The following is a 19,640-nucleotide window of genomic DNA, read 5'->3' as shown; positions in this document are numbered from 1 at the left end:
AGTGACGTATGGACACGTCACCCCGCTTCTTCATCGAATTATCTGCGCGCTTTTAGTGGACACACTAAAGCTGTAGGTTACAGAAAAATGCTTTTTTGGTCTACCGCTAAAAAGCCTTAAAGGCAGGGGAATGCGACAGGAAATCGCTTAGCGGTTAAAAATCCGGCTACTGGTACAGCAACAGCCGGATTTTACAGGGGGGAATCAGCGCAGGTCGAGCACATCCTGCATATCGTAGAGACCGGGCTTGCGCCCTTCCAGCCACAACGCAGCGCGAACGGCACCCTTTGCAAAGGTCATGCGACTGGAAGCCTTGTGGGTAATTTCGAGTCGCTCGCCTTCAGTAGCGAACAACACGGTGTGATCACCCACCACATCGCCACCACGCACGGTTGCGAAACCAATGGTTTCACGCTCACGAGCACCGGTATGACCTTCGCGACCGTAAACCGCGACCTTCTCCAAATCACGCCCCAGTGCATCCGCAATTACCTCACCCATGCGTAACGCAGTGCCCGACGGCGCATCGATTTTATGACGATGATGCGTTTCAATGATTTCAATATCCGCATCATCCCCCATCACTCGCGCCGCCATATCCAGCAGCTTGAGCGACAGATTGACCCCCACACTGAAGTTAGCCGCAAACACGATCGGAATGTCTTTACCCGCCTCGGCCAGCAAGTTCTTTTGAGCCTGAGTCAACCCGGTCGTACCAATCACCATGGCTTTGCCCGAGCAACGACACATTTCGAGGTTTTTTAGCATTACCTCCGGCAACGTGAAGTCGATCAACACATCGAACTCGTCAATGACCGCCTCCAGGCTGGACGACAACGGCACACCAATGCGCCCTAGAGATGCCAGTTCGCCAGCATCAGCACCCACCAGCGTGCTCCCCGGTCGAACGATAGCCGCCGTAAGCCCACCCAGCGGCGAGCGCTGCTGAACGGCATCGACCAGCGTTTTACCCATGCGCCCGGCAGCGCCCATCACAGCTATACGTCGCATGTCTCGTCCCTTACAAATCGCCGAAGAAGCGCTTGACGCCTTCAAACCAGCCCGTGGCATTCGGCGAATGACTGCTATCGCCTTCGAGCGTTGTGCGGAACTCCTCCATCAGCTCGCGCTGACGACGGCTCAATTTGACAGGCGTCTCAACCACAACGCGGCACATCAAATCACCCGCACCACCGCCACGCACGGGCGCAACACCCTTACCGCGCAAACGGAACTGCTTGCCGGTCTGAGTACCTTCCGGAATTTTCAGCTTCACCCGACCATCCAGCGTCGGCACTTCAAGCTCAGCACCAAGCGCTGCGTCCGCCACGCTGATTGGCACCTCACAGAACAAATGCTTGCCATCGCGTTGGAAAATCGCGTGCTCACGCACATCGATCACAACATACAGGTCGCCGGTAGGGCCCCCTTGAACCCCCGCCTCACCTTCACCGGAAAGACGAATGCGATCACCCGTATCAACGCCAGCAGGCACTTTTACAGAGAGGGTTTTGTACTCTTCGACACGACCCGCACCATGGCAGCTGTCGCAAGGGTCGGAAATGATCTTGCCTTGACCATGGCAACGCGGACAGGTCTGCTGCACGGCGAAGAAGCCCTGCTGCATGCGCACCTGACCAATGCCGCCGCACGTTGGGCACGTGACCGGCGAAGAACCCTTCTTGGCGCCCGAGCCGTCGCACGGCTTGCAATTAACCTGCGTCGGAACACGAATATTGACGGTTGTACCGCGAACAGCCTCTTCCAGATCCAGCTCCAGCGTATAGCGCAAATCGCTACCGCGCTGAGCACCGCCCCGGGAGCCGCCACGACCACCGCCAAAGAAATCACTGAACACATCACCGAAAATATCGGAGAAGTTCTGCCCACCAAAACCACCGCCGCCGCCACCCATCTGCGGGTCTACGCCAGCATGGCCGTATTGGTCGTAAGCAGCTCGTTTGCTTGAGTCCGAAAGCACTTCATAGGCCTCATTGGCCTCCTTGAAGAGCTCTTCAGATGCTTTGTCATCCGGATTGCGATCCGGGTGATGCTTCATTGCGAGACGGCGATAAGCTTTTTTCAGCTCCACCTCGGTAGAGGTGCGTTCAACACCTAAAATTTCGTAATAATCGCGCTTTGCCATAATTCTTTGCACTCTCAAGGACGTTCGGCAAAACCCTCCCGAGCCTCACCAAACCCGCCAAGCCCGATAGAGATCAGTCTCGACTCACGTCTTTTTCAACGATTTTGGTTTCTGATTAACAGCCAAAGCATTGGCCGACAGGAGCGGTCACTTCAGGCCGAAATACAAGAAAGTTTCGAGCCAGACCGCCAGCACCCGACCTTGTCGCATGCTGTAAAAATTCTTCAACTCCAGACACGCCAACGCGGGAGCTAGCTCCCGCGCGGCGACATCCTACCAGTCACCGCTTACACACGGTCAACCGGCCGACAAACAAGCTGATTACTTGTTGTCTTTAACTTCTTCGAACTCAGCGTCGACAACGTCATCCGCTTTTTCAGCCGAGTCAGCTGGCTTGGACGCTGCGTCCGCAGGGTTCGCTTGCTCAGCGTACATCTTTTGAGCAACCGGAGCCGACACCTTGGACAGCTCTTCAACCTTGGCTTCGATAGCCGCTTTGTCGTCGCCTTTAACAGCAGCTTCCAGAGCCACTACAGCAGCTTCGATCGCAGCTTTCTCTTCCTCGGTTACTTTATCGCCCGCATCGGCGACCATTTTACGGGTCGAGTGCACCAGTGCATCACCCTGGTTACGTGCAGCTGCCAGCTCTTCGAACTTGCGATCTTCTTCAGCGTTGACTTCAGCATCACGCACCATCTGAGCAATCTCTTCCTCGGACAGACCCGAGTTAGCCTTGATCACGATGGACTGAGACTTGCCAGTCGCCTTGTCTTTCGCACTTACGTTCAAGATACCGTTGGCATCGATGTCGAAAGTCACTTCGATCTGAGGCACGCCACGTGGAGCAGGTGGAATGTCAGCCAGGTCGAACTTGCCCAACGACTTGTTCTGAGCCGCTTGCTTACGCTCACCTTGCAGCACGTGAATCGTTACTGCGCCCTGGTTATCGTCAGCTGTCGAGAACACTTGCGATTTCTTGGTAGGAATCGTGGTGTTTTTCTCGATCAGAGGCGTCATGACACCGCCCATGGTTTCGATACCCAAAGTCAGCGGGCTTACGTCCAGCAACAGCACGTCTTTAACATCACCAGCCAGTACCGCGCCCTGGATAGCAGCACCCATGGCAACCGCTTCGTCCGGGTTCACGTCTTTACGTGCTTCTTTGCCGAAGAACTCGGTTACCAGCTTCTGCACCAACGGCATACGGGTCTGACCACCCACCAGAATGACGTCGTTGATTGCACCCACATCAATACCGGCATCTTTCAGCGCCAGACGGCAAGGTTCGATCGTGCGCTGAACCAGATCTTCAACCAGCGATTCCAACTTGGCGCGAGAGATCTTCACGTTCAAGTGTTTAGGACCGGTGGCATCTGCAGTGATGTAAGGCAGATTCACGTCAGTCGACTGGCTCGAAGACAGTTCGATTTTGGCTTTTTCAGCAGCTTCTTTCAGACGCTGCATCGCCAGCGGATCACCTTTAAGGTTCATGCCGCTTTCTTTCTTGAACTCGTCAACCAGGTAGTCGATCAGGCGGATGTCGAAGTCCTCACCACCCAGGAACGTATCACCGTTGGTAGCCAACACTTCAAACTGATGCTCGCCATCCACTTCAGCAATTTCGATGACCGACACGTCGAACGTACCACCACCCAAGTCATAAACGATGACAGTGTGGTCGCCCTTCGCTTTGTCCATACCGTAAGCCAGAGCAGCCGCGGTAGGTTCGTTGATGATGCGCTTAACGTCCAGACCGGCAATACGACCTGCGTCTTTAGTTGCCTGACGCTGGCTGTCGTTGAAGTAAGCCGGAACTGTAATAACAGCTTCGGTCACTGGCTCGCCGAGGTAATCTTCGGCGGTTTTCTTCATTTTTTTCAGAATTTCAGCCGAGATTTGTGGCGGTGCCATTTTCTGGCCGTTCACTTCAACCCAAGCGTCACCATTGTCTGCCTTGACGATTTTGTAAGGCACCATCTGGATGTCTTTTTGTACAACTTCTTCGTCAAAACGACGACCGATCAAACGCTTCACCGCGTACAGGGTGTTATGCGGATTGGTCACTGCCTGACGCTTGGCCGATTGGCCAACCAGAATTTCGCCATCGTTGGCGTACGCAATGATCGACGGCGTAGTGCGCGCGCCTTCTGCGTTTTCAATAACTTTTGCCTTGCCATTTTCCAGAACCGACACACACGAGTTGGTGGTGCCCAGGTCAATACCGATAATTCTGCCCATGTTAACTCTCCCTAAATTTGAATTTTTTTGCCGCAGCAGTAATGACCAACTGCGGCATTACTTAAACGCTTGACTTCTAAATGGGGGCCTTGCGACCGATTTCAAGCCTGCTCATCAATTGAAGGCGAAACCGGTGCTGGCGCTTTGCTTACCACGACCATCGCCGGGCGCAGCAGGCGACCATTGAGCTGATAACCCTTCTGGAACACCTTGAGCACGCTATTGGGCTCCACGTCAGCACTTTCCTGCATCGCCATTGCCTGATGATGCTCGGCATTGAACGGTTCGCCGTGCGGATCAATGGCTTCAAGCTGATAACGCTTAAGGGTGTCCTGGAACATTTTGAGCGTCAGTTCGATGCCTTCACGCATCGGACGAATGCTCTCGTCATCAGGACTCGACAGCTCAAGACCACGCTCCAGGCTGTCAATCACTGGCAGCAGATCGCCTGCAAATTTTTCCAGAGCGAATTTGTGTGCTTTCTCAACGTCCTGCTCGGCACGGCGGCGGACGTTCTGCAGATCGGCAGCTACGCGCAGAGCCTGATCATTGGCGGCTGCCAGTTGCTCTTCAAGCACCTGCACGCGGGCTACCAGATCTTCGCTTGATGCATCGGCGGCCTGATTAGCGTCTTGGTTCTGCGTATCCATAGTCTGTTCGTCTGCCATAGATTTCTCCTTTCAAACTTTGTCCGCGAATTCAAGTTCGCGCTTGTGCCAAGGTATATGGGGTCGCAATTCTCAGGTTCAAGAGCCAAAAAAACGGAAGACATGAGTTATCTCGACCCGGTGCTTTCGATCACAAAAAACAAAACGACCTAAAAAACAGGAATTCGGGTGTAAATCGAACTAAGACTGCCCATTGTCAGCCCGCTCAAAAACACTGTATAAATAACCAGACATTACGTTTTGGAGCGGCCCCCATGCTGGTGCACCTGTCCGTACACAACTACGCCATCGTTGAACATCTCGATCTGGAACTCGATCGCGGTATGAGTGTAATCACTGGCGAAACCGGCGCCGGTAAATCGATCATGCTCGATGCGCTGGGGTTAACGCTGGGCGACCGTGCGGACAGTGGCGTTGTACGTCCTGGTGCCGACAAGGCAGACATTCTCGCCACCTTCGACCTGCAGGCAATTCCAGAAGCCCAGGCATGGCTGGCCGAACGGGATCTTGAGAACGACGGGCCCTGCATTCTGCGCCGCGTCATTACCAGCGAAGGTCGTTCTCGCGGCTATATCAACGGCACACCTTGCCCCCAAGGCGATCTCAAAGCCCTTGGCGAGTTGTTGATCGACATTCATAGCCAGCACGAACACCAGTCGCTGCTAAAGCCCGAAACGCACCGCCGACTGCTGGATGAATATGCCGGCGCCACCGACCTGGCGCGGCAAGTCCAGCTGGCGGCACAACGCTGGCGCCAAACCAAACAAGAATTCGAGCACCTCTCCAATTCCGGGGATGAACAGCAAGCTCGCCATCAGTTATTGAGCTATCAACTCGAAGAACTGGACAACCTGGCGCTTGCTGAAAACGAACTGGAAGAACTGGAGCAGGAACACAAAAGCCTCACCAATGCTGAAGCGTTACTTTCAATTTGCCGCCAAGTGGTTGAGCAATGCAGTGAAAGCGACGCAGGCAACGTGCTCAACACCCTGACTGGCAGCCTTAATCGTTTGGCCAGCGTCAATAACAACACCAGCGCACTGAATGAAGCCTCGGATTTGCTTGCCAGCGCCCAGATACAGGTTGAAGAAGCGGTCGGTGAGCTCAATCGTTTTCTCGATCATTTCGATGCTGACCCGCGGCGCCTGCAGTACCTGGAGGAGCGTCTCGACTCGATCTACACCATGGCACGCAAACATCGCGTTCAGCCTACCGAGGTCTATGCCCTGCAACAAAAATTGATGGATGAGCTTGAAACGCTGAACGCCAATGATGAATCCATCGAAAGGCTGGCCAACGAGCTGACAGCGTTTGCACGTCATTATCAAGAGTGCGCGCGCGAGCTCAGCAACATTCGCACTCAGGCCGCTACGCGTCTGGGCAGCGCTGTAGAAGAAGAAATTCAGCGCCTTGGCATGCCGGGAGGCCGTTTCGTCATTGAGTTAAAACCGCAAAACAGCTCCGACCCACAGCCTTTCGGCCTGGAACACGTCGAACTGCTGGTCAGCGCCAACCCCGGACAGCCGCTCAAAGCACTGGCTAAAGTAGCGTCCGGTGGTGAGCTGTCACGTATCAGTTTGGCGATTCAGGTGATCACCGCACAAACCTCGCGCGTTCCGACACTGGTATTCGACGAGGTAGACGTCGGTATCGGCGGTCCAACAGCAGAGATCGTGGGTCAACTGCTACGCCGCCTCGGCGATCGCGGCCAGGTATTGACCGTTACACACTTGCCTCAAGTCGCTGCGCAGTGCCACCAGCACCTGTTCGTGCACAAAGTTCGGGACAGCGAGGCTACCCGCACAGCAGTATCCAAACTGAGCCAAAAAGAACGTGTGGAAGAGGTAGCGCGCATGCTGGGCGGCATCGACCTGACTAAAGAGTCTTTGGCGCATGCCAAGAAAATGGTCGTTTCAGCCAAGAATCAGACCGCTTAACGACGAACGGTCATTCAGCAGACAGCACGAAGGCGACCCTAAGGTCGCCTTCGATCGTTTCGCAAACCGAAATTCGCGTGACCTGCTTACTTGGTTTTCTTACGTACGTAGAGCACCAAGTTGTGATCCACCAGCTCAACGCCGTGCTTCTCGGCAATTGCATGCTGCAATTTTTCGATGTCTTCGTCGAAAAACTCAATCACTTCGCCGCTTTCAACGTTGACCATATGGTCGTGATGACCACCGTCTGCGTCGGCCAGCTCAAACACGGCATGACCGCCATCGAAATTATGGCGGATCACCAGCCCGGCTGACTCGAACTGGGTCAACACACGGTAAACCGTGGCCAGACCGACGTCCTCGCCTGCCTGCATAAGCGCCTTGTAAACGTCCTCGGCACTCATGTGACGCTGATCAGCAGAATCAAGCATTTGTAGAATTTTGACTCGTGGCAGAGTCACCTTAAGTCCGGCCTTACGTAGTTCGCTATTTTCAACCATGGTTAGCTTTCTCGCGGAAGCCGCTTCGCAGCTTCTCTTAATACGGGTATGATCGGCGTTTACGTTGTCCCAGCCAAGATAGTGGAAGTCGCCCACCGATGCAAAACACCAAGCTCTTGCTAACCAGTTTCACCTTTGTGGGACTGCTCGCACTCGCCGGTTGTTCATTCCCCGGGGTTTACAAAATCGACATCCAGCAGGGCAATGTCGTCACGCAGGACATGATAAACCAGTTACGCCCGGGAATGACCCGCCGGCAAGTGCGGTTTATCATGGGGAACGCCCTGCTGACCGATACATTCCATCCGGATCGTTGGGATTATTTGTATAGCCTCCAACCAGGCGGCGGTGAACGCCAACAGGAACGCGTCAGCGTGTTCTTCAATGAAAACGACCAGCTCGTCAGCTTGTCAGGTGACTTCATGCCTGGCGTCAGCAAAGACGAAGCCATTCTCGGCAAAGACGGTGGCGCAAATGTGACCACACCGGCTGCTCCGACCGAGAAGAGCGAAGTTCCGGCCAAGCCTGGATCCTTGCTCGACCAGATCCAGAAGGATGTCGACGGGGTCGAAACAGTACCTGTCCCGACACCAGAACCTCTGGATACCACCGACCAATAAACGTCGGTACAAAAAAGCCCGGCATGCCGGGCTTTTTGTTGCCTGCGAAAAACCAGGTTTAAGGATTAAGACGCTTGGCCTCAGCGGCTCTCGCCGCCCGTTGGCGACGAATTTCTTTGGGGTCAGCCAGCAGCGGTCGGTAAATTTCGATGCGATCACCGGCTTGCAACACACGATTTTCAGAATCACTGACCTGTTTACCAAAAATGCCGACCGGGCAACTCGTCAAATCCAGTTCTGGAAACACCTCACCCAAACCCGATGCCAAAACAGCTGAACGCACATTGGTACCCTCAGGAACGGTCATCGCCAGTAAACGCTGACGCTCAACCGAGGCGTACACCACCTCAATGGCAATCATTGGCTCAGCCATACAAATGCTTGGCACGTTGGCAAAACGCATCAACCAACGTATTGGCAGCCTGATTGAACAACGGCCCCAGCGTGGCTTTTACAATCGCGCCCGCATAATCAAACGTCATGTCCAGGCTAATCTTGCAGGCTTTTTCGCCCAACGGCTTGAACACCCATACACCATGCAATTTGGTAAACGGGCCTTCCTCCAGATTCATCTCAATCGACTGGCCCGGCACCAGCGTATTGCGCGTTACAAAGTGCTGGCTCAAGCCGCCCTTGGCCACGCCAAGACGGGCACGCATCAGCACTTCGGTACTCTCAAGGATCTCGGCCGATGAGCACCATGGCAAAAACTCGGGGTACTTGGCCACATCATTGACCAGGTCATACAAAGCCTGCGCAGGATAAGGCAGCAAGGCGGAGCGTTGGATATGGGTAGTCATGTCAGCGTTACTTCCACAGCTGGGCGGCAAACACGATCAGGATGCCGAGTGGCGCCACATAGCGCATCAAAAAAAGAGTCAAGGCGAACAACACCGGGCTGCGCATCGACAACTCGTCGCGTACAGCACCACGGCCCATGATCCAGCCCGCAAAGACTACGAAACACAGTCCACCCAAAGGCAGCATGATACGCGAGGTGAGGAAATCGACGACACCAAAGAAGTCCAGCCCCTGCTCCGCGCCCCATTGGTAGAGGTGGAAACCGGATTCTTCGTTCACGAAAAATTTGGCCTGCTTCCAGATATTGAACGAGAACACCGTGCCCAGACCGACAAACCAGCAACTGAACGCTAACCAGAAGGTGACCCACAACCGACGGATTTTGGTGCGTTCAACCAGATAAGCCACCATCGGTTCAAGCAACGAAATCGCCGAACTCCAAGCCGCGACAGCCACCAGCACAAAAAACACCACACCCATCAACTGGCCAAATGCGACGTTGCCGAAAGCAAAAGGCAACGTCACGAACATCAGGCCCGGCCCTTCACCGGGGTTCAATCCCGACGCAAACACAATTGGAAACAAAGCCAGGCCCGCCAGCAATGAGACAAAGGTATCGATCAGCGCAACGCCCACAACCGTGCCGGAGATCGACGCATTCTTCGGCATGTACGCGCCGTAGATCATGATCGAACCCACACCCACGCTCAGAGAGAAGAACGCATGGCCCATCGCCGCCAGTAGACCGTCCATGACCCGATCCGGGTTGAAGTCGAACATAAAATGCACGCCTTCCATGAAATGCCCAGTGGTCATGCTGTAGCCGAGCAACACCAGCAGTAGCACAAACAGAATGGGCATCATGATGCGCAAACTGCGCTCAAGCCCCGCCACCACGCCTTTGGCGATGACAAAAGCAGACAACACCATGAACGCGGTATGCCAAAACGTCAGGCGCCACGGGTCAGCGATGACGTGACCGAAGTACGCCCCGACCTGATCGGCCGTCGCCCCTTGAAAGTCGCCCTTGCCCATATTGAGGATGTAATCCAGCGACCAGCCGCCGACCACACTGTAAAAAGACAGAATCAGGAGTGCCGTAATCATCCCGGCGAAAGCCCACCAGGACCACCGCGCCGAATGACCCGCCTCTACCGCCAGCACCTTCAAGGCATTCGCCGGGCTGAGCCGCGCACGGCGTCCGATCAAGGTTTCGGCCAGCATCACCGGCACACCGATCAGCGCGATGCACGCCAAAAACACCAGCACAAACGCGCCACCACCGTAGACGCCAACCATGTAGGGGAATTTCCAGATACTGCCCAAACCCACGGCAGAACCGGTCGCAGCGAGAATAAAGACCCAACGGCTTGCCCAACTGCCGTGGACAGAAACCTTGTCTGTCGACATCGTTACTACGCCCAACCGATAAAAAAGAGGGCGCATTGTCCGGGATTCAACCTACGTGCTCAAGCACGCAGGTGCCCGTAGCCGACTTGCTCGCAACTGCCTATAATGCCGCCCCTATGGCTAAACAGAAGAAACACCCCACAGGGACCATCGCGCAGAACAAAAAAGCGCGACACGATTACTTCATCGAACATCGGTTCGAGGCTGGTCTGGTCCTGGCCGGCTGGGAAGTAAAAAGTCTGCGTGCAGGCAAGGCACAGCTGGTCGACAGCTACGTGCTACTCAAGGACGGTGAAGCCTGGTTGCTCGGCAGCCACATTGCCCCCCTGACGACCGCCAGCACGCACGTTATTGCCGACCCGACGCGCAGCCGCAAACTGCTGCTCAACAAGCGCGAGCTTGAAAAGCTGTTTGCCTCGGTGCAGCAGAAGGGTTACGCCTGCGTCTGCCTCTCCCTTTACTGGAGCAAGCACTTGATCAAGTGTGAAATTGCCCTCGGTAAAGGCAAAAAGGAATACGACAAGCGTCATACCGAACGCGAGCGCGACTCCGATCGCGAGCTGCAACGCGCGGTACGCAACAAGGGCAAGGAAGACTAACCCTCTTCTGCTGCCCGCCTGCTCGCGATGAGTTCAACCCGATGACTGGGGTGATCTCAATCGCGAGCATTGCTGTTGCTGAAGGTTTTACCCCTACAAACCATTGCGCCGCTCAGCACGCGCCGTTCGCTGAACCTCCTGGCGCACCTCCTCCAGCACTTCCTGCACATACATCAGATGGCGACTGGCCACTTCCCGCGCATCCTCGGCACGCCCCTCAATAATCGCCAGGTACAACTCCCGGTGCTGACTGATGAGCATGTCTCGCGTTTCGCTGCGCTGCTTGTACATCCCGCCGATATTCGTCACCACGTTACGTTTGAGCAAATCAAATAACCCGCGAATCGTGTGCAACAACACCGCGTTATGGCTCGCCTCGGCTATCGCTAAGTGAAAACTCGCGTCCGCCTCGCCCTCTTCGGCACGACTGACTTCATCGACCCGCGCGTAACAATCCTGCAACCGTTCAAATGCCAGACGCAGCCGCTCGCGGTCCACGTCCGTAGCGCGCAAGGCGGCATAAAACGCGCAGGACGCTTCCAGCGTATGCCGAAACTCCAACAAGTCGCGTTGCGCCTCGGGGTTGCTTTCAAGCAGTTGCAACAGGGGATCACTGAAGGTCGACCCCAGTGACGTGGCGACATAATTGCCGCCGCCCTGGCGACTGACCAACAACCCCTTGGCCGATAATTTTTGGATCGCCTCGCGCAACGACGGGCGCGACACCCCGAATTGTTCAGCCAGCGCACGCTCAGCCGGCAACCGCTCGCCCGACTTCAACGTGCCCTCAAGGATCATGCCCTCAAGCTGCTCGACAATATCGTCAGACAAACGGCGCTGACGAATCTGATCAAACCCCATAACCCTCTCCACCCTTCCCGACCACGCGCCGGGGCCGCCATTCTCGCTGATTAGCGCGCTTCAGACACCTGCCAGACGCAATCGCAAACACCCCATCAGATGCCATGCCGACGTTTTGTCAGACAAAAGATTTAGGGCGGCAAATTGACACATGCCTCATAAGGCTTTTAACCTAGCCGACAGCGGTTGTAAATTGGTAATACCAATTAGCCAAGCGCGACCAGCAGCAACGACCAATAACAATTAGGGGCCACCCCATATGCAAACCTGGCAACAGCTCTATAGTCCGCTCGGCAGCCTCGGCCTGTCCGCACTCGCCGCCGTCATCCCGATCGTGTTCTTCTTTTTGGCCCTGGCCGTGTTCCGTCTCAAAGGGCACGTCGCCGGCAGCATCACCCTTGCCTTGTCGATTCTGGTGGCGATTTTTGCCTTCCAGATGCCGGTCGACATGGCGTTCGCAGCAGCGGGCTATGGATTTGCCTACGGCCTCTGGCCAATTGCATGGATCATCGTGGCCGCGGTGTTCCTCTACAAACTCACCGTAAAAAGCGGTCAATTCGAGATCATCCGCAGCTCCGTCCTGTCGATCACCGATGACCAGCGCCTGCAAGTGCTGTTGATTGGTTTTTGCTTCGGCGCTTTCCTCGAAGGTGCAGCCGGTTTCGGTGCCCCGGTCGCGATTACTGCCGCACTGCTGGTAGGCCTGGGGTTCAACCCGCTGTACGCCGCAGGCCTGTGCCTGATCGCCAACACCGCACCGGTGGCATTCGGCGCATTGGGTATCCCGATCATCGTGGCCGGCCAGGTCACTGGCATCGACGCGTTCAAAATCGGCGCCATGGCCGGTCGCCAACTGCCCTTGCTGTCACTATTCGTGCCGTTCTGGCTGGTGTTCATGATGGACGGCCTGCGTGGCGTGCGTGAAACCTGGCCCGCAGCACTGGTGGCCGGTTTGAGCTTCGCCGTCACCCAATACTTCACCTCCAACTACATTGGCCCCGAGCTGCCGGACATCACATCGGCCCTCGCCAGCCTCGTCAGCCTGACCCTGTTTCTGAAAGTCTGGCAGCCAAAACGCACCGCAGGCGCGCAGATTGCGGGCGTCACCTCAGACGTAATCGTCACCGCCAGCGCAGGTGGATTCGGCAAGCCAAGCAACCTGATGGCATCGCCTTACAGCCTGATGCAGATTCTGAAAGCCTGGTCCCCGTTCCTGATCCTGACCGTGCTGGTCACCATCTGGACACTCAAACCGTTCAAGGCCATGTTCTCGCCAGGCGGTTCGATGTACGGCTGGGTGTTCAACTTTGCAATCCCGCACCTTGATCAACTGGTCATCAAGACGGCTCCCATCGTCAACGCACCGACCGCCATTGCGGCCGTGTTCAAGCTCGACCCGATCTCCGCGACCGGCACTGCGATTTTCTTCTCGGCGCTGATCTCGATGCTGGTGCTGAAAATCAACGTCAAGACTGGTCTGACCACTTTGAAAGAGACCTTCTACGAGCTGCGCTGGCCAATCCTGTCCATCGGCATGGTGCTGGCCTTCGCATTCGTCACCAACTACTCGGGCATGTCCTCGACCATGGCACTGGTGTTGGCCGGTACGGGCGCAGCCTTCCCGTTCTTCTCGCCGTTCCTGGGCTGGCTGGGCGTATTCCTGACAGGCTCCGACACATCGTCCAACGCCCTGTTCAGCTCGTTGCAAGCCACCACCGCGCACCAGATCGGCGTCAGCGACACCTTGATGGTGGCCGCCAACACCAGCGGCGGCGTGACCGGGAAAATGATTTCCCCGCAGTCGATCGCCGTCGCCTGTGCGGCCACTGGCCTGGTGGGTAAAGAATCCGACCTGTTCCGCTTCACCCTGAAACACAGCCTGTTCTTCGCCACCATCGTGGGGTTGATCACGCTGGCTCAAGCCTACTGGTTCACCGGCATGCTGGTGCACTAATAGGTCTATGGTTATCGCACGTTAAAATCGCCGGGGTTCGCCCCGGCGACAGCCATTCACGACCCGGTCTGCCTGGCTCAACGCCTGGCGGACACATAACCGGGACCACCCGGAGACGCCTGATGAGCGAGTTTTTCTACAACGCCGTGCCCAACGCGACCCGTGTCGCCCCGCCCCTGCCTGTGCCACGTATGTATCCCACGCAAAAACCAGCCAAGGTTTACCTGTTTGGCACGTGCGTGGTCGACCTGTTCTTCCCCGAAGCCGGCATGGACGCGATCCATTTGTTGGAACGCGAAGGCATCGAAGTCGACTACCCGCAAGGGCAAAGCTGTTGCGGCCAACCGGCCTACACCTCGGGTTACACCCAGCAGGCGCGCGATGTCGCTCGCTCGCAACTGGCCCTGTTTGCCGAGGACTACCCGGTCGTAGTGCCGTCTGGTTCCTGTGCGGGCATGCTGCGCGAGCACTATGAAGACTTGTTCAAAGACGAACCCGACACCCTGAAGCGCGTTCACGCCCTGGCCGAACGCACCTACGAACTCACCGAATTCCTGCTGTTCGTGTGCAAGGTCCAATTCAAGGACCACGGCGCCCCGGTCAAAGTCGCCTTGCACACCTCCTGCTCCGCCCGCCGTGAAATGAACACCCACCTGCACGGCCGCGAAATGCTGGCCCAGTTGAGCAACGTTGAACGCATCGACCACAGCCACGAAAGTGAATGCTGCGGCTTTGGTGGGACATTCAGCGTACGCATGCCGGATATTTCCGGCGCCATGGTGGCCGACAAGACCCGCTCCTTGATCGAAACCGGCGCACACCAAGTGCTCACCGCCGACTGCGGCTGCCTGATGAACATCAACGGCTCGCTGGAAAAACAGAAGCAATCACTGCGCGGCCAGCATCTGGCCAGTTTTCTGTGGCAGCGCACCGGAGGTGAACAATGAGCACCAGCACACTGATCCCGACCGTCGCCGTCGAAGAAGACTTCCGCGAACGCGCCCACGAAGCCCTGGCTGACAAACAACTGCGAAATAACTTTCGCAGTGCCATGGATTCTCTGATGACCAAACGCGCCGTGGCCTTCAGTGATGCCCACGAACGCGAGCACTTGCGCGCCCTGGGCAACGCCATTCGCGCCCGCGCCCTGTCCAAACTGCCCGACTTGCTGGAGCGACTGGAAGCCAACCTGACCCGCAATGGCGTGCAGGTTCATTGGGCCGAGACCGTCGAAGAAGCCAACGAAATTGTCTTGTCGATTGCTCGCCGTCGTGCGGCCAAGCAAGTGATCAAAGGCAAATCGATGGTCAGCGAAGAAATGGAAATGAACCACGTGCTCGGCGCCCAAGGCATTGAATGCCTGGAATCCGACATGGGCGAATACATCGTTCAGCTCGACAACGAAAAGCCTTCCCACATCATCATGCCCGCGATCCATAAGAACGCCGGGCAAGTGGCCGACTTGTTTCACGAAAAACTCGGCGTGGAATACACCAAGGACGTCGACCAACTGATCCAGATCGGTCGTCGCGTACTTCGGCAAAAATTCTTTGAAGCCGACATCGGCGTCTCCGGCGTCAACTTCGCCGTGGCCGAAACCGGCACCTTGCTGCTAGTGGAAAACGAAGGCAACGGCCGTATGTCGACCACTGTGCCGCCCGTGCACATCGCTGTGACCGGCATCGAAAAAGTCGTCGAAAACCTGCGCGATGTGGTGCCGCTGGTATCACTGCTGACCCGCTCCGCCCTCGGCCAGCCCATCACCACCTACGTCAACATGATCTCCGGCCCGCGCAAACCCGGTGAACTCGACGGCCCTGAAGAAGTGCACCTGGTCTTGCTCGATAACGGCCGCAGCCAAGCGTTTGCCGACAGCGAACTGCGCCAGACCCTGAACTGCATTCGTTGTGGGGCCTGCATGAACCATTGCCCGGTTTACACGCGCATTGGCGGCCATGCCTACGGCGAGGTCTACCCCGGTCCTATCGGCGCGATCATCACACCGCACATGGTCGGGCTGGCCAACGTCCCGGATCACCCAAGCGCGTCCTCGCTCTGCGGCGCCTGCGGCGAAGTTTGCCCGGTCAAAATCCCGATCCCGGCGTTGCTGCGCCGACTGCGCGAAGAAAACGTCAAAGCGCCCGACACCCAGCCGCGCATCATGCGCGGTCAGGGCAGCAAGTATTCACGCAAAGAGCGTTTCATCTGGAACGCCTGGGCCAAGCTCAACAGCTCGCCCAACCTCTATCGGTTGTTCTTGAAAGCCGCCACCCGCCTGCGCGGTTTGACCCCGAGCAACGTAGGTCCGTGGACCCAAAACCACAGCGCCCCTAAACCCGCCGCCCGTTCGCTGCACGACATGGCCCGCGAGCATTTGGCGAAAAAGTCGGGAGACCAGTGATGAGCGCCAAACACAATATCCTCAACAAACTGCGCAAAAGTCTGACGGGCACAACGCCTGTGGCTGACAACTTTGACGAAGTGCTGGTGACGCAACCCTGGACCTACCCCCCGGAACAACGCATCCCGCAATTGCGCAAGCTGATGGAAGCCGTACACACCGAGATTCACCTCAGCAGCGAGCACGGTTGGCCTGCCCTGTTGGCGCAACTGGTCACGGACCGGCAACTGCCCAGCCTGCTGATTGCCCCGACAACCCCTCATGGGCAAAAAGTGACGGCGCATTGGGCGCAAAATCCTGCGCTACCAGCACTTAAAGCCTACGACCGGCGGGTAGAAGACTGGAAAGACGAACTGTTCAATGACACGCCTGCCAGCCTGACCACCACCTTGGGCGCCATCGCCGCCACCGGTAGCCTGATCCTCTGGCCGACACCCGAAGAACCCCGCTTGATGAGCCTCGTTCCGCCGGTGCATTTCGCCTTGCTTAAGGCCAGTGAGATCCGCGACAACTTCTATCAGGTGCAACGTGAAATGAACTGGGCCGCCGGCATGCCGACCAATGCACTGCTGGTGTCCGGCCCGTCTAAAACGGCCGACATCGAGCAAGTTCTGGCCTACGGCGCCCACGGTCCGAAAGACCTGGTGGTGTTAATCTTGGAGGACGCATGAGCCTGCCCGCTGCTTTTCTACGCGACGCCGAACGCCTGATCCCGCAAGACCGGCGTTTCACCGACGCCCTGTCGACCCTGGCCTTTGGCACCGACGCGAGCTTCTATCGGCTGATCCCGAAACTGGTGGTGCGCGTTGAGTCCGAAGACGAAGTGGTTGAACTGCTGCATCTGGCACGGCGCGACAACGTCTCGGTGACCTTCCGCGCAGCGGGCACCAGTTTGTCCGGCCAAGCCATCAGTGATTCAGTACTGATCGTGCTGGGGGATAACTGGAACGCTAAAGAAATTCGCGGTCAGGGCACGCAAATCCGTCTGCAACCTGGCGTGATTGGCGCCCAAGCCAACGCATGGCTGGCGCCGTACGGACGCAAAATCGGTCCGGATCCGGCCTCGATTAACGCCTGCAAAATTGGCGGCATCGTGGCCAACAACGCCAGCGGCATGTGCTGCGGCACCGCTCAAAACACCTACCACACGCTGGCGGGCATGCGGGTGGTACTGGCCGACGGCACACGCATCGACACCGAAGATGCAGCCAACGTGGCCGCGTTCCGTCAAAGCCACAGCGCACTGCTCGAACAGCTGGCGACATTGGCCCTCGAGACCCGCGCAAACACTGAGTTGGCAGCAAAAATCCGCCACAAATACCGTCTGAAAAACACCACCGGCCTGTCGCTCAACGCCCTGGTGGATTTCGACGACCCGCTGGATATCCTCAGCCACTTGTTGGTGGGCAGTGAAGGCACCCTGGGCTTTATCAGTTCGGTCACCTACGACACGGTCATCGATCACCCCAACAAAGCCTCGGCGCTGATCGTGTTCCCGGACGTGGAAACCTGCTGCACCGCCGTGACGGTGTTGAAAAGCCAACCAGTGTCCGCCGTTGAACTGCTTGATCGCCGCAGCCTGCGTTCTGTGCAGGACAAGCCCGGCATGCCTGCTTTCGTACAGCAACTGTCGGCCAATGCCTGCGCACTCTTGATCGAATCTCGCGCGGCCACGCAGACGTTGTTACACGAACAACTGGCGCACATCATGGGCTCGCTGTCGGCATTTCCTGTCGAGAAACAAGTCGATTTCACTGAAGACCCGGTCGAAAACGCAAAGCTGTGGGCCATCCGCAAAGACACCTTCCCCGCCGTGGGCGCCGTGCGCAAAACCGGCACCACAGTCATCATCGAAGACGTGACCTTCCCCGTCGAACAATTGGCCATCGGCGTAAACCGCCTGATTGAGCTGTTTGACAAGCATCACTACGACGAAGCGATCCTTTTCGGACACGCGCTTGAGGGCAACCTGCACTTCGTCTTCACCCAAGGCTTCAACAGCCCGGAAGAAGTCGCACGCTATCAGGCGTTCATGGATGACGTAGCCCAGTTGGTCGCTGTGGAATTCGGCGGCTCGCTTAAGGCTGAACACGGCACCGGCCGTAACATGGCGCCCTTCGTGGAACTGGAATGGGGCAGCGATGCTTATCAACTGATGTGGTCGCTCAAGCGTTTGCTCGACCCACAGGGCATCCTGAACCCGGACGTCGTACTCAGCGACGACCCACAGATCCACCTCAAACACCTCAAACCCCTGCCCGCCGCCGACGAGATTGTGGATAAGTGCATTGAGTGCGGGTTTTGCGAACCGGTGTGCCCGGCCAAGGGTTTGACCCTTAGCCCGCGCCAGCGAATCGTGATCTGGCGTGACATTCAGGCTAAAAAACGCGCCGGGGTGGACACCCGCGAGCTGGAAAAAGCCTACGAATACCAAGGCATCGACACCTGCGCGGCGACCGGCTTGTGTGCGCAACGTTGCCCGGTCGGCATTAACACCGGCGAACTGGTGAAGAAACTGCGCGCCCGCAACGCCGATCATGTCAAAACGGCCGACTGGCTGGGCAATCACTTTGCGACCACGCTGCAAGGGGCGCGTTTTACGCTGCATGTGGCCAATGGCGCGCGCATGCTCTTGGGCGCGCCGCGTCTGGCCCGGCTGTCTGCCACTCTGACCAAGGCCAGTAAAGGGCGCGTGCCCCAGTGGACCAACGCCATGCCGCAACCTGAGCGGGCGATACGCTTCACCCCGCCGATCAACGATGCACGCCCGCGCGTGGTGTACCTGGCGGCGTGCGTGTCCCGCGTCATGGGCCCCGCAGCGGGCGACCGCGAACAAATGTCCCTGTTGGACAAAACCCGGGGGCTGCTGGAAAAAGCCGGTTACCAAGTCGTCTTCCCCGACAACCTGGACAGCCTGTGTTGCGGCCAGCCGTTTGCTTCAAAAGGGTACGCCGAACAGGCAGAACACAAGCGTCAGGAACTGATTGGCGCCTTGCTGCACGCCAGCCGTGGCGGGCTTGACCCGATCTACTGCGACACCAGCCCGTGTACCCTGCGACTGGTGCAAGACCTGGGCGACACCCGCCTCGACCTGTACGACCCGGTGCGCTTCATTCGCACCCACCTTGTGGATAAGTTGCGGTTCACCCCGCAACCGGCGCCGATTGCCGTGCATGTCACGTGCAGCACGCAACACTTGGGCGAAAGTCAGGCACTGATCGATATTGCGCGGTTATGCAGCCAGGAAGTGGTCATCCCAGAAGGCATTCACTGTTGTGGCTTTGCGGGAGATAAAGGCTTTACCACGCCTGAGCTCAATGCCCACTCGCTGCGCAGCTTGAAAGACGCCGTGCAGCACTGCAGCGAAGGCATTTCCACCAGCCGCACGTGCGAGATTGGTCTGACGCAACACGGCGGTATCGACTACCACGGGTTGGTGTATTTGGTGGATCGGGTCACCACGGCCAAAGCGCTACAGCCTTAGGGCGTTCGGTCAATGTGACGC

At 57.2% G+C, this 19,640-nt stretch carries 17 protein-coding genes; 8 read left to right on the top strand and 9 right to left on the bottom strand.

The genetic code is table 11. The features are described 5' to 3' along the window. Positions 1–204 precede the first annotated feature (204 nt). The 4 genes from dapB to grpE form a co-directional block, all read right to left on the bottom strand. Entirely contained in the window at positions 205–1,011 is an 807-nt protein-coding gene (gene dapB, locus TU74_RS16295) for a 4-hydroxy-tetrahydrodipicolinate reductase (RefSeq protein ID WP_048377099.1), read from the bottom strand. Between the two features lie 10 nt (positions 1,012–1,021). Continuing rightward, positions 1,022–2,146 carry a molecular chaperone DnaJ gene (dnaJ, locus tag TU74_RS16290; protein ID WP_047277553.1) on the bottom strand — a complete coding sequence of 375 codons (1,125 nt, stop codon included), beginning with the start codon at positions 2,144–2,146 and terminating at the stop codon, positions 1,022–1,024. Between the two features lie 321 nt (positions 2,147–2,467). Further along, positions 2,468–4,384, bottom strand: a complete 1,917-nt coding sequence (dnaK, locus tag TU74_RS16285; RefSeq protein ID WP_047277556.1) for a molecular chaperone DnaK — start codon at positions 4,382–4,384, stop codon at positions 2,468–2,470. A 101-nt stretch (positions 4,385–4,485) separates the two neighbouring features. Then, positions 4,486–5,052 (bottom strand): nucleotide exchange factor GrpE, encoded by a 567-nt coding sequence (grpE, locus tag TU74_RS16280; RefSeq protein WP_048377098.1) that lies wholly within the window; start codon positions 5,050–5,052, stop codon positions 4,486–4,488. Between the two features lie 254 nt (positions 5,053–5,306). Here grpE and recN point away from each other — a divergent pair, with 254 nt between their 5' ends. Further along, positions 5,307–6,989 carry a DNA repair protein RecN gene (recN, locus tag TU74_RS16275; RefSeq protein WP_047278443.1) on the top strand — a complete coding sequence of 561 codons (1,683 nt, stop codon included), beginning with the start codon at positions 5,307–5,309 and terminating at the stop codon, positions 6,987–6,989. 86 nt (positions 6,990–7,075) lie between these two features. Here the strand turns inward: recN and fur are convergent, their stop codons facing one another. Next, entirely contained in the window at positions 7,076–7,489 is a 414-nt protein-coding gene (gene fur, locus TU74_RS16270; RefSeq protein ID WP_047277561.1) for a ferric iron uptake transcriptional regulator, read from the bottom strand. A 98-nt stretch (positions 7,490–7,587) separates the two neighbouring features. On the opposite strand from fur, the gene TU74_RS16265 reads away from it, so the two are divergent. Then, positions 7,588–8,109, top strand: coding sequence for an outer membrane protein assembly factor BamE (locus TU74_RS16265; protein WP_047277563.1), 522 nt, complete (start codon positions 7,588–7,590; stop codon positions 8,107–8,109). Positions 8,110–8,167: 58 nt separating this feature from the next. Here TU74_RS16265 and TU74_RS16260 read toward each other — a convergent pair whose 3' ends face one another. Genes TU74_RS16260 through TU74_RS16250 form a run of 3 tightly spaced genes read right to left on the bottom strand, consistent with a single transcriptional unit; the run spans position 8,168 to position 10,320 of the window. Then, positions 8,168–8,482, bottom strand: coding sequence for an RnfH family protein (locus TU74_RS16260; protein ID WP_082149886.1), 315 nt, complete (start codon positions 8,480–8,482; stop codon positions 8,168–8,170). Continuing rightward, complete coding sequence (locus tag TU74_RS16255; protein WP_047277567.1) at positions 8,475–8,909, bottom strand: type II toxin-antitoxin system RatA family toxin; 435 nt, start codon at positions 8,907–8,909, stop codon at positions 8,475–8,477. The genes TU74_RS16260 and TU74_RS16255 overlap by 8 nt, the downstream gene beginning before the upstream one ends. 7 nt (positions 8,910–8,916) lie before the next feature. Further along, positions 8,917–10,320 carry a sodium-dependent transporter gene (locus tag TU74_RS16250; RefSeq protein ID WP_047278451.1) on the bottom strand — a complete coding sequence of 468 codons (1,404 nt, stop codon included), beginning with the start codon at positions 10,318–10,320 and terminating at the stop codon, positions 8,917–8,919. A 116-nt stretch (positions 10,321–10,436) separates the two neighbouring features. Between TU74_RS16250 and smpB the strand changes: the two genes are divergently transcribed. Then, positions 10,437–10,919 (top strand): SsrA-binding protein SmpB, encoded by a 483-nt coding sequence (gene smpB / locus TU74_RS16245; RefSeq protein WP_016783457.1) that lies wholly within the window; start codon positions 10,437–10,439, stop codon positions 10,917–10,919. A 93-nt stretch (positions 10,920–11,012) separates the two neighbouring features. On the opposite strand, the gene TU74_RS16240 is transcribed toward smpB, so the two are convergent. Further along, on the bottom strand, positions 11,013–11,780 hold the full coding sequence (locus TU74_RS16240; protein ID WP_047277571.1) for a GntR family transcriptional regulator: 768 nt from the start codon (positions 11,778–11,780) through the stop codon (positions 11,013–11,015). A 259-nt stretch (positions 11,781–12,039) separates the two neighbouring features. Between TU74_RS16240 and TU74_RS16235 the strand changes: the two genes are divergently transcribed. The 5 genes from TU74_RS16235 to TU74_RS16215 all read left to right on the top strand — a co-directional run bounded on the left by TU74_RS16235 (position 12,040) and on the right by TU74_RS16215 (position 19,619). Beyond that, positions 12,040–13,734, top strand: a complete 1,695-nt coding sequence (locus TU74_RS16235) for a lactate permease LctP family transporter (protein ID WP_047277573.1) — start codon at positions 12,040–12,042, stop codon at positions 13,732–13,734. 122 nt (positions 13,735–13,856) lie between these two features. Further along, entirely contained in the window at positions 13,857–14,681 is an 825-nt protein-coding gene (locus tag TU74_RS16230) for a (Fe-S)-binding protein (RefSeq protein WP_048377096.1), read from the top strand. After that, positions 14,678–16,135: a LutB/LldF family L-lactate oxidation iron-sulfur protein gene (locus TU74_RS16225; protein ID WP_047277577.1), complete on the top strand. Its 1,458-nt coding sequence runs from the start codon at positions 14,678–14,680 to the stop codon at positions 16,133–16,135. The genes TU74_RS16230 and TU74_RS16225 overlap by 4 nt, the downstream gene beginning before the upstream one ends. Further along, positions 16,135–16,806: a LutC/YkgG family protein gene (locus TU74_RS16220; RefSeq protein WP_048377095.1), complete on the top strand. Its 672-nt coding sequence runs from the start codon at positions 16,135–16,137 to the stop codon at positions 16,804–16,806. The genes TU74_RS16225 and TU74_RS16220 overlap by 1 nt, the downstream gene beginning before the upstream one ends. Next, the gene (locus tag TU74_RS16215; RefSeq protein WP_048377094.1) at positions 16,803–19,619 is read left to right on the top strand and encodes an FAD-binding and (Fe-S)-binding domain-containing protein; all 2,817 of its coding nucleotides are present in this window, start codon (positions 16,803–16,805) and stop codon (positions 19,617–19,619) included. The genes TU74_RS16220 and TU74_RS16215 overlap by 4 nt, the downstream gene beginning before the upstream one ends. Positions 19,620–19,640 lie beyond the last annotated feature (21 nt).

It is taken from the genome of Pseudomonas lundensis (assembly GCF_001042985.1).
GTDB classification, from domain to species: Bacteria; Pseudomonadota; Gammaproteobacteria; order Pseudomonadales; family Pseudomonadaceae; genus Aquipseudomonas; species Aquipseudomonas lundensis.
Note: the sequence above shows the minus strand (reverse complement) of the source record. Positions and strands in the feature narration are given on the sequence as shown.

Bases quoted from the DNA above. Each gene is read 5' to 3' on its own strand.
- fur (WP_047277561.1), bottom strand. From the start codon at position 7,489: ATGGTTGAAAATAGCGAACTACGTAAGGCCGGACTTAAGGTGACTCTG.
- TU74_RS16260 (WP_082149886.1), bottom strand. From the start codon at position 8,482: ATGGCTGAGCCAATGATTGCCATTGAGGTGGTGTACGCCTCGGTTGAG.
- TU74_RS16225 (WP_047277577.1), top strand. From the start codon at position 14,678: ATGAGCACCAGCACACTGATCCCGACCGTCGCCGTCGAAGAAGACTTC.
- TU74_RS16230 (WP_048377096.1), top strand. From the start codon at position 13,857: ATGAGCGAGTTTTTCTACAACGCCGTGCCCAACGCGACCCGTGTCGCC.
- TU74_RS16220 (WP_048377095.1), top strand. From the start codon at position 16,135: ATGAGCGCCAAACACAATATCCTCAACAAACTGCGCAAAAGTCTGACG.
- dnaK (WP_047277556.1), bottom strand. From the start codon at position 4,384: ATGGGCAGAATTATCGGTATTGACCTGGGCACCACCAACTCGTGTGTG.
- dapB (WP_048377099.1), bottom strand. From the start codon at position 1,011: ATGCGACGTATAGCTGTGATGGGCGCTGCCGGGCGCATGGGTAAAACG.
- TU74_RS16250 (WP_047278451.1), bottom strand. From the start codon at position 10,320: ATGTCGACAGACAAGGTTTCTGTCCACGGCAGTTGGGCAAGCCGTTGG.
- smpB (WP_016783457.1), top strand. From the start codon at position 10,437: ATGGCTAAACAGAAGAAACACCCCACAGGGACCATCGCGCAGAACAAA.
- TU74_RS16255 (WP_047277567.1), bottom strand. From the start codon at position 8,909: ATGACTACCCATATCCAACGCTCCGCCTTGCTGCCTTATCCTGCGCAG.
- TU74_RS16215 (WP_048377094.1), top strand. From the start codon at position 16,803: ATGAGCCTGCCCGCTGCTTTTCTACGCGACGCCGAACGCCTGATCCCG.
- recN (WP_047278443.1), top strand. From the start codon at position 5,307: ATGCTGGTGCACCTGTCCGTACACAACTACGCCATCGTTGAACATCTC.
- TU74_RS16240 (WP_047277571.1), bottom strand. From the start codon at position 11,780: ATGGGGTTTGATCAGATTCGTCAGCGCCGTTTGTCTGACGATATTGTC.
- TU74_RS16265 (WP_047277563.1), top strand. From the start codon at position 7,588: ATGCAAAACACCAAGCTCTTGCTAACCAGTTTCACCTTTGTGGGACTG.
- dnaJ (WP_047277553.1), bottom strand. From the start codon at position 2,146: ATGGCAAAGCGCGATTATTACGAAATTTTAGGTGTTGAACGCACCTCT.
- grpE (WP_048377098.1), bottom strand. From the start codon at position 5,052: ATGGCAGACGAACAGACTATGGATACGCAGAACCAAGACGCTAATCAG.
- TU74_RS16235 (WP_047277573.1), top strand. From the start codon at position 12,040: ATGCAAACCTGGCAACAGCTCTATAGTCCGCTCGGCAGCCTCGGCCTG.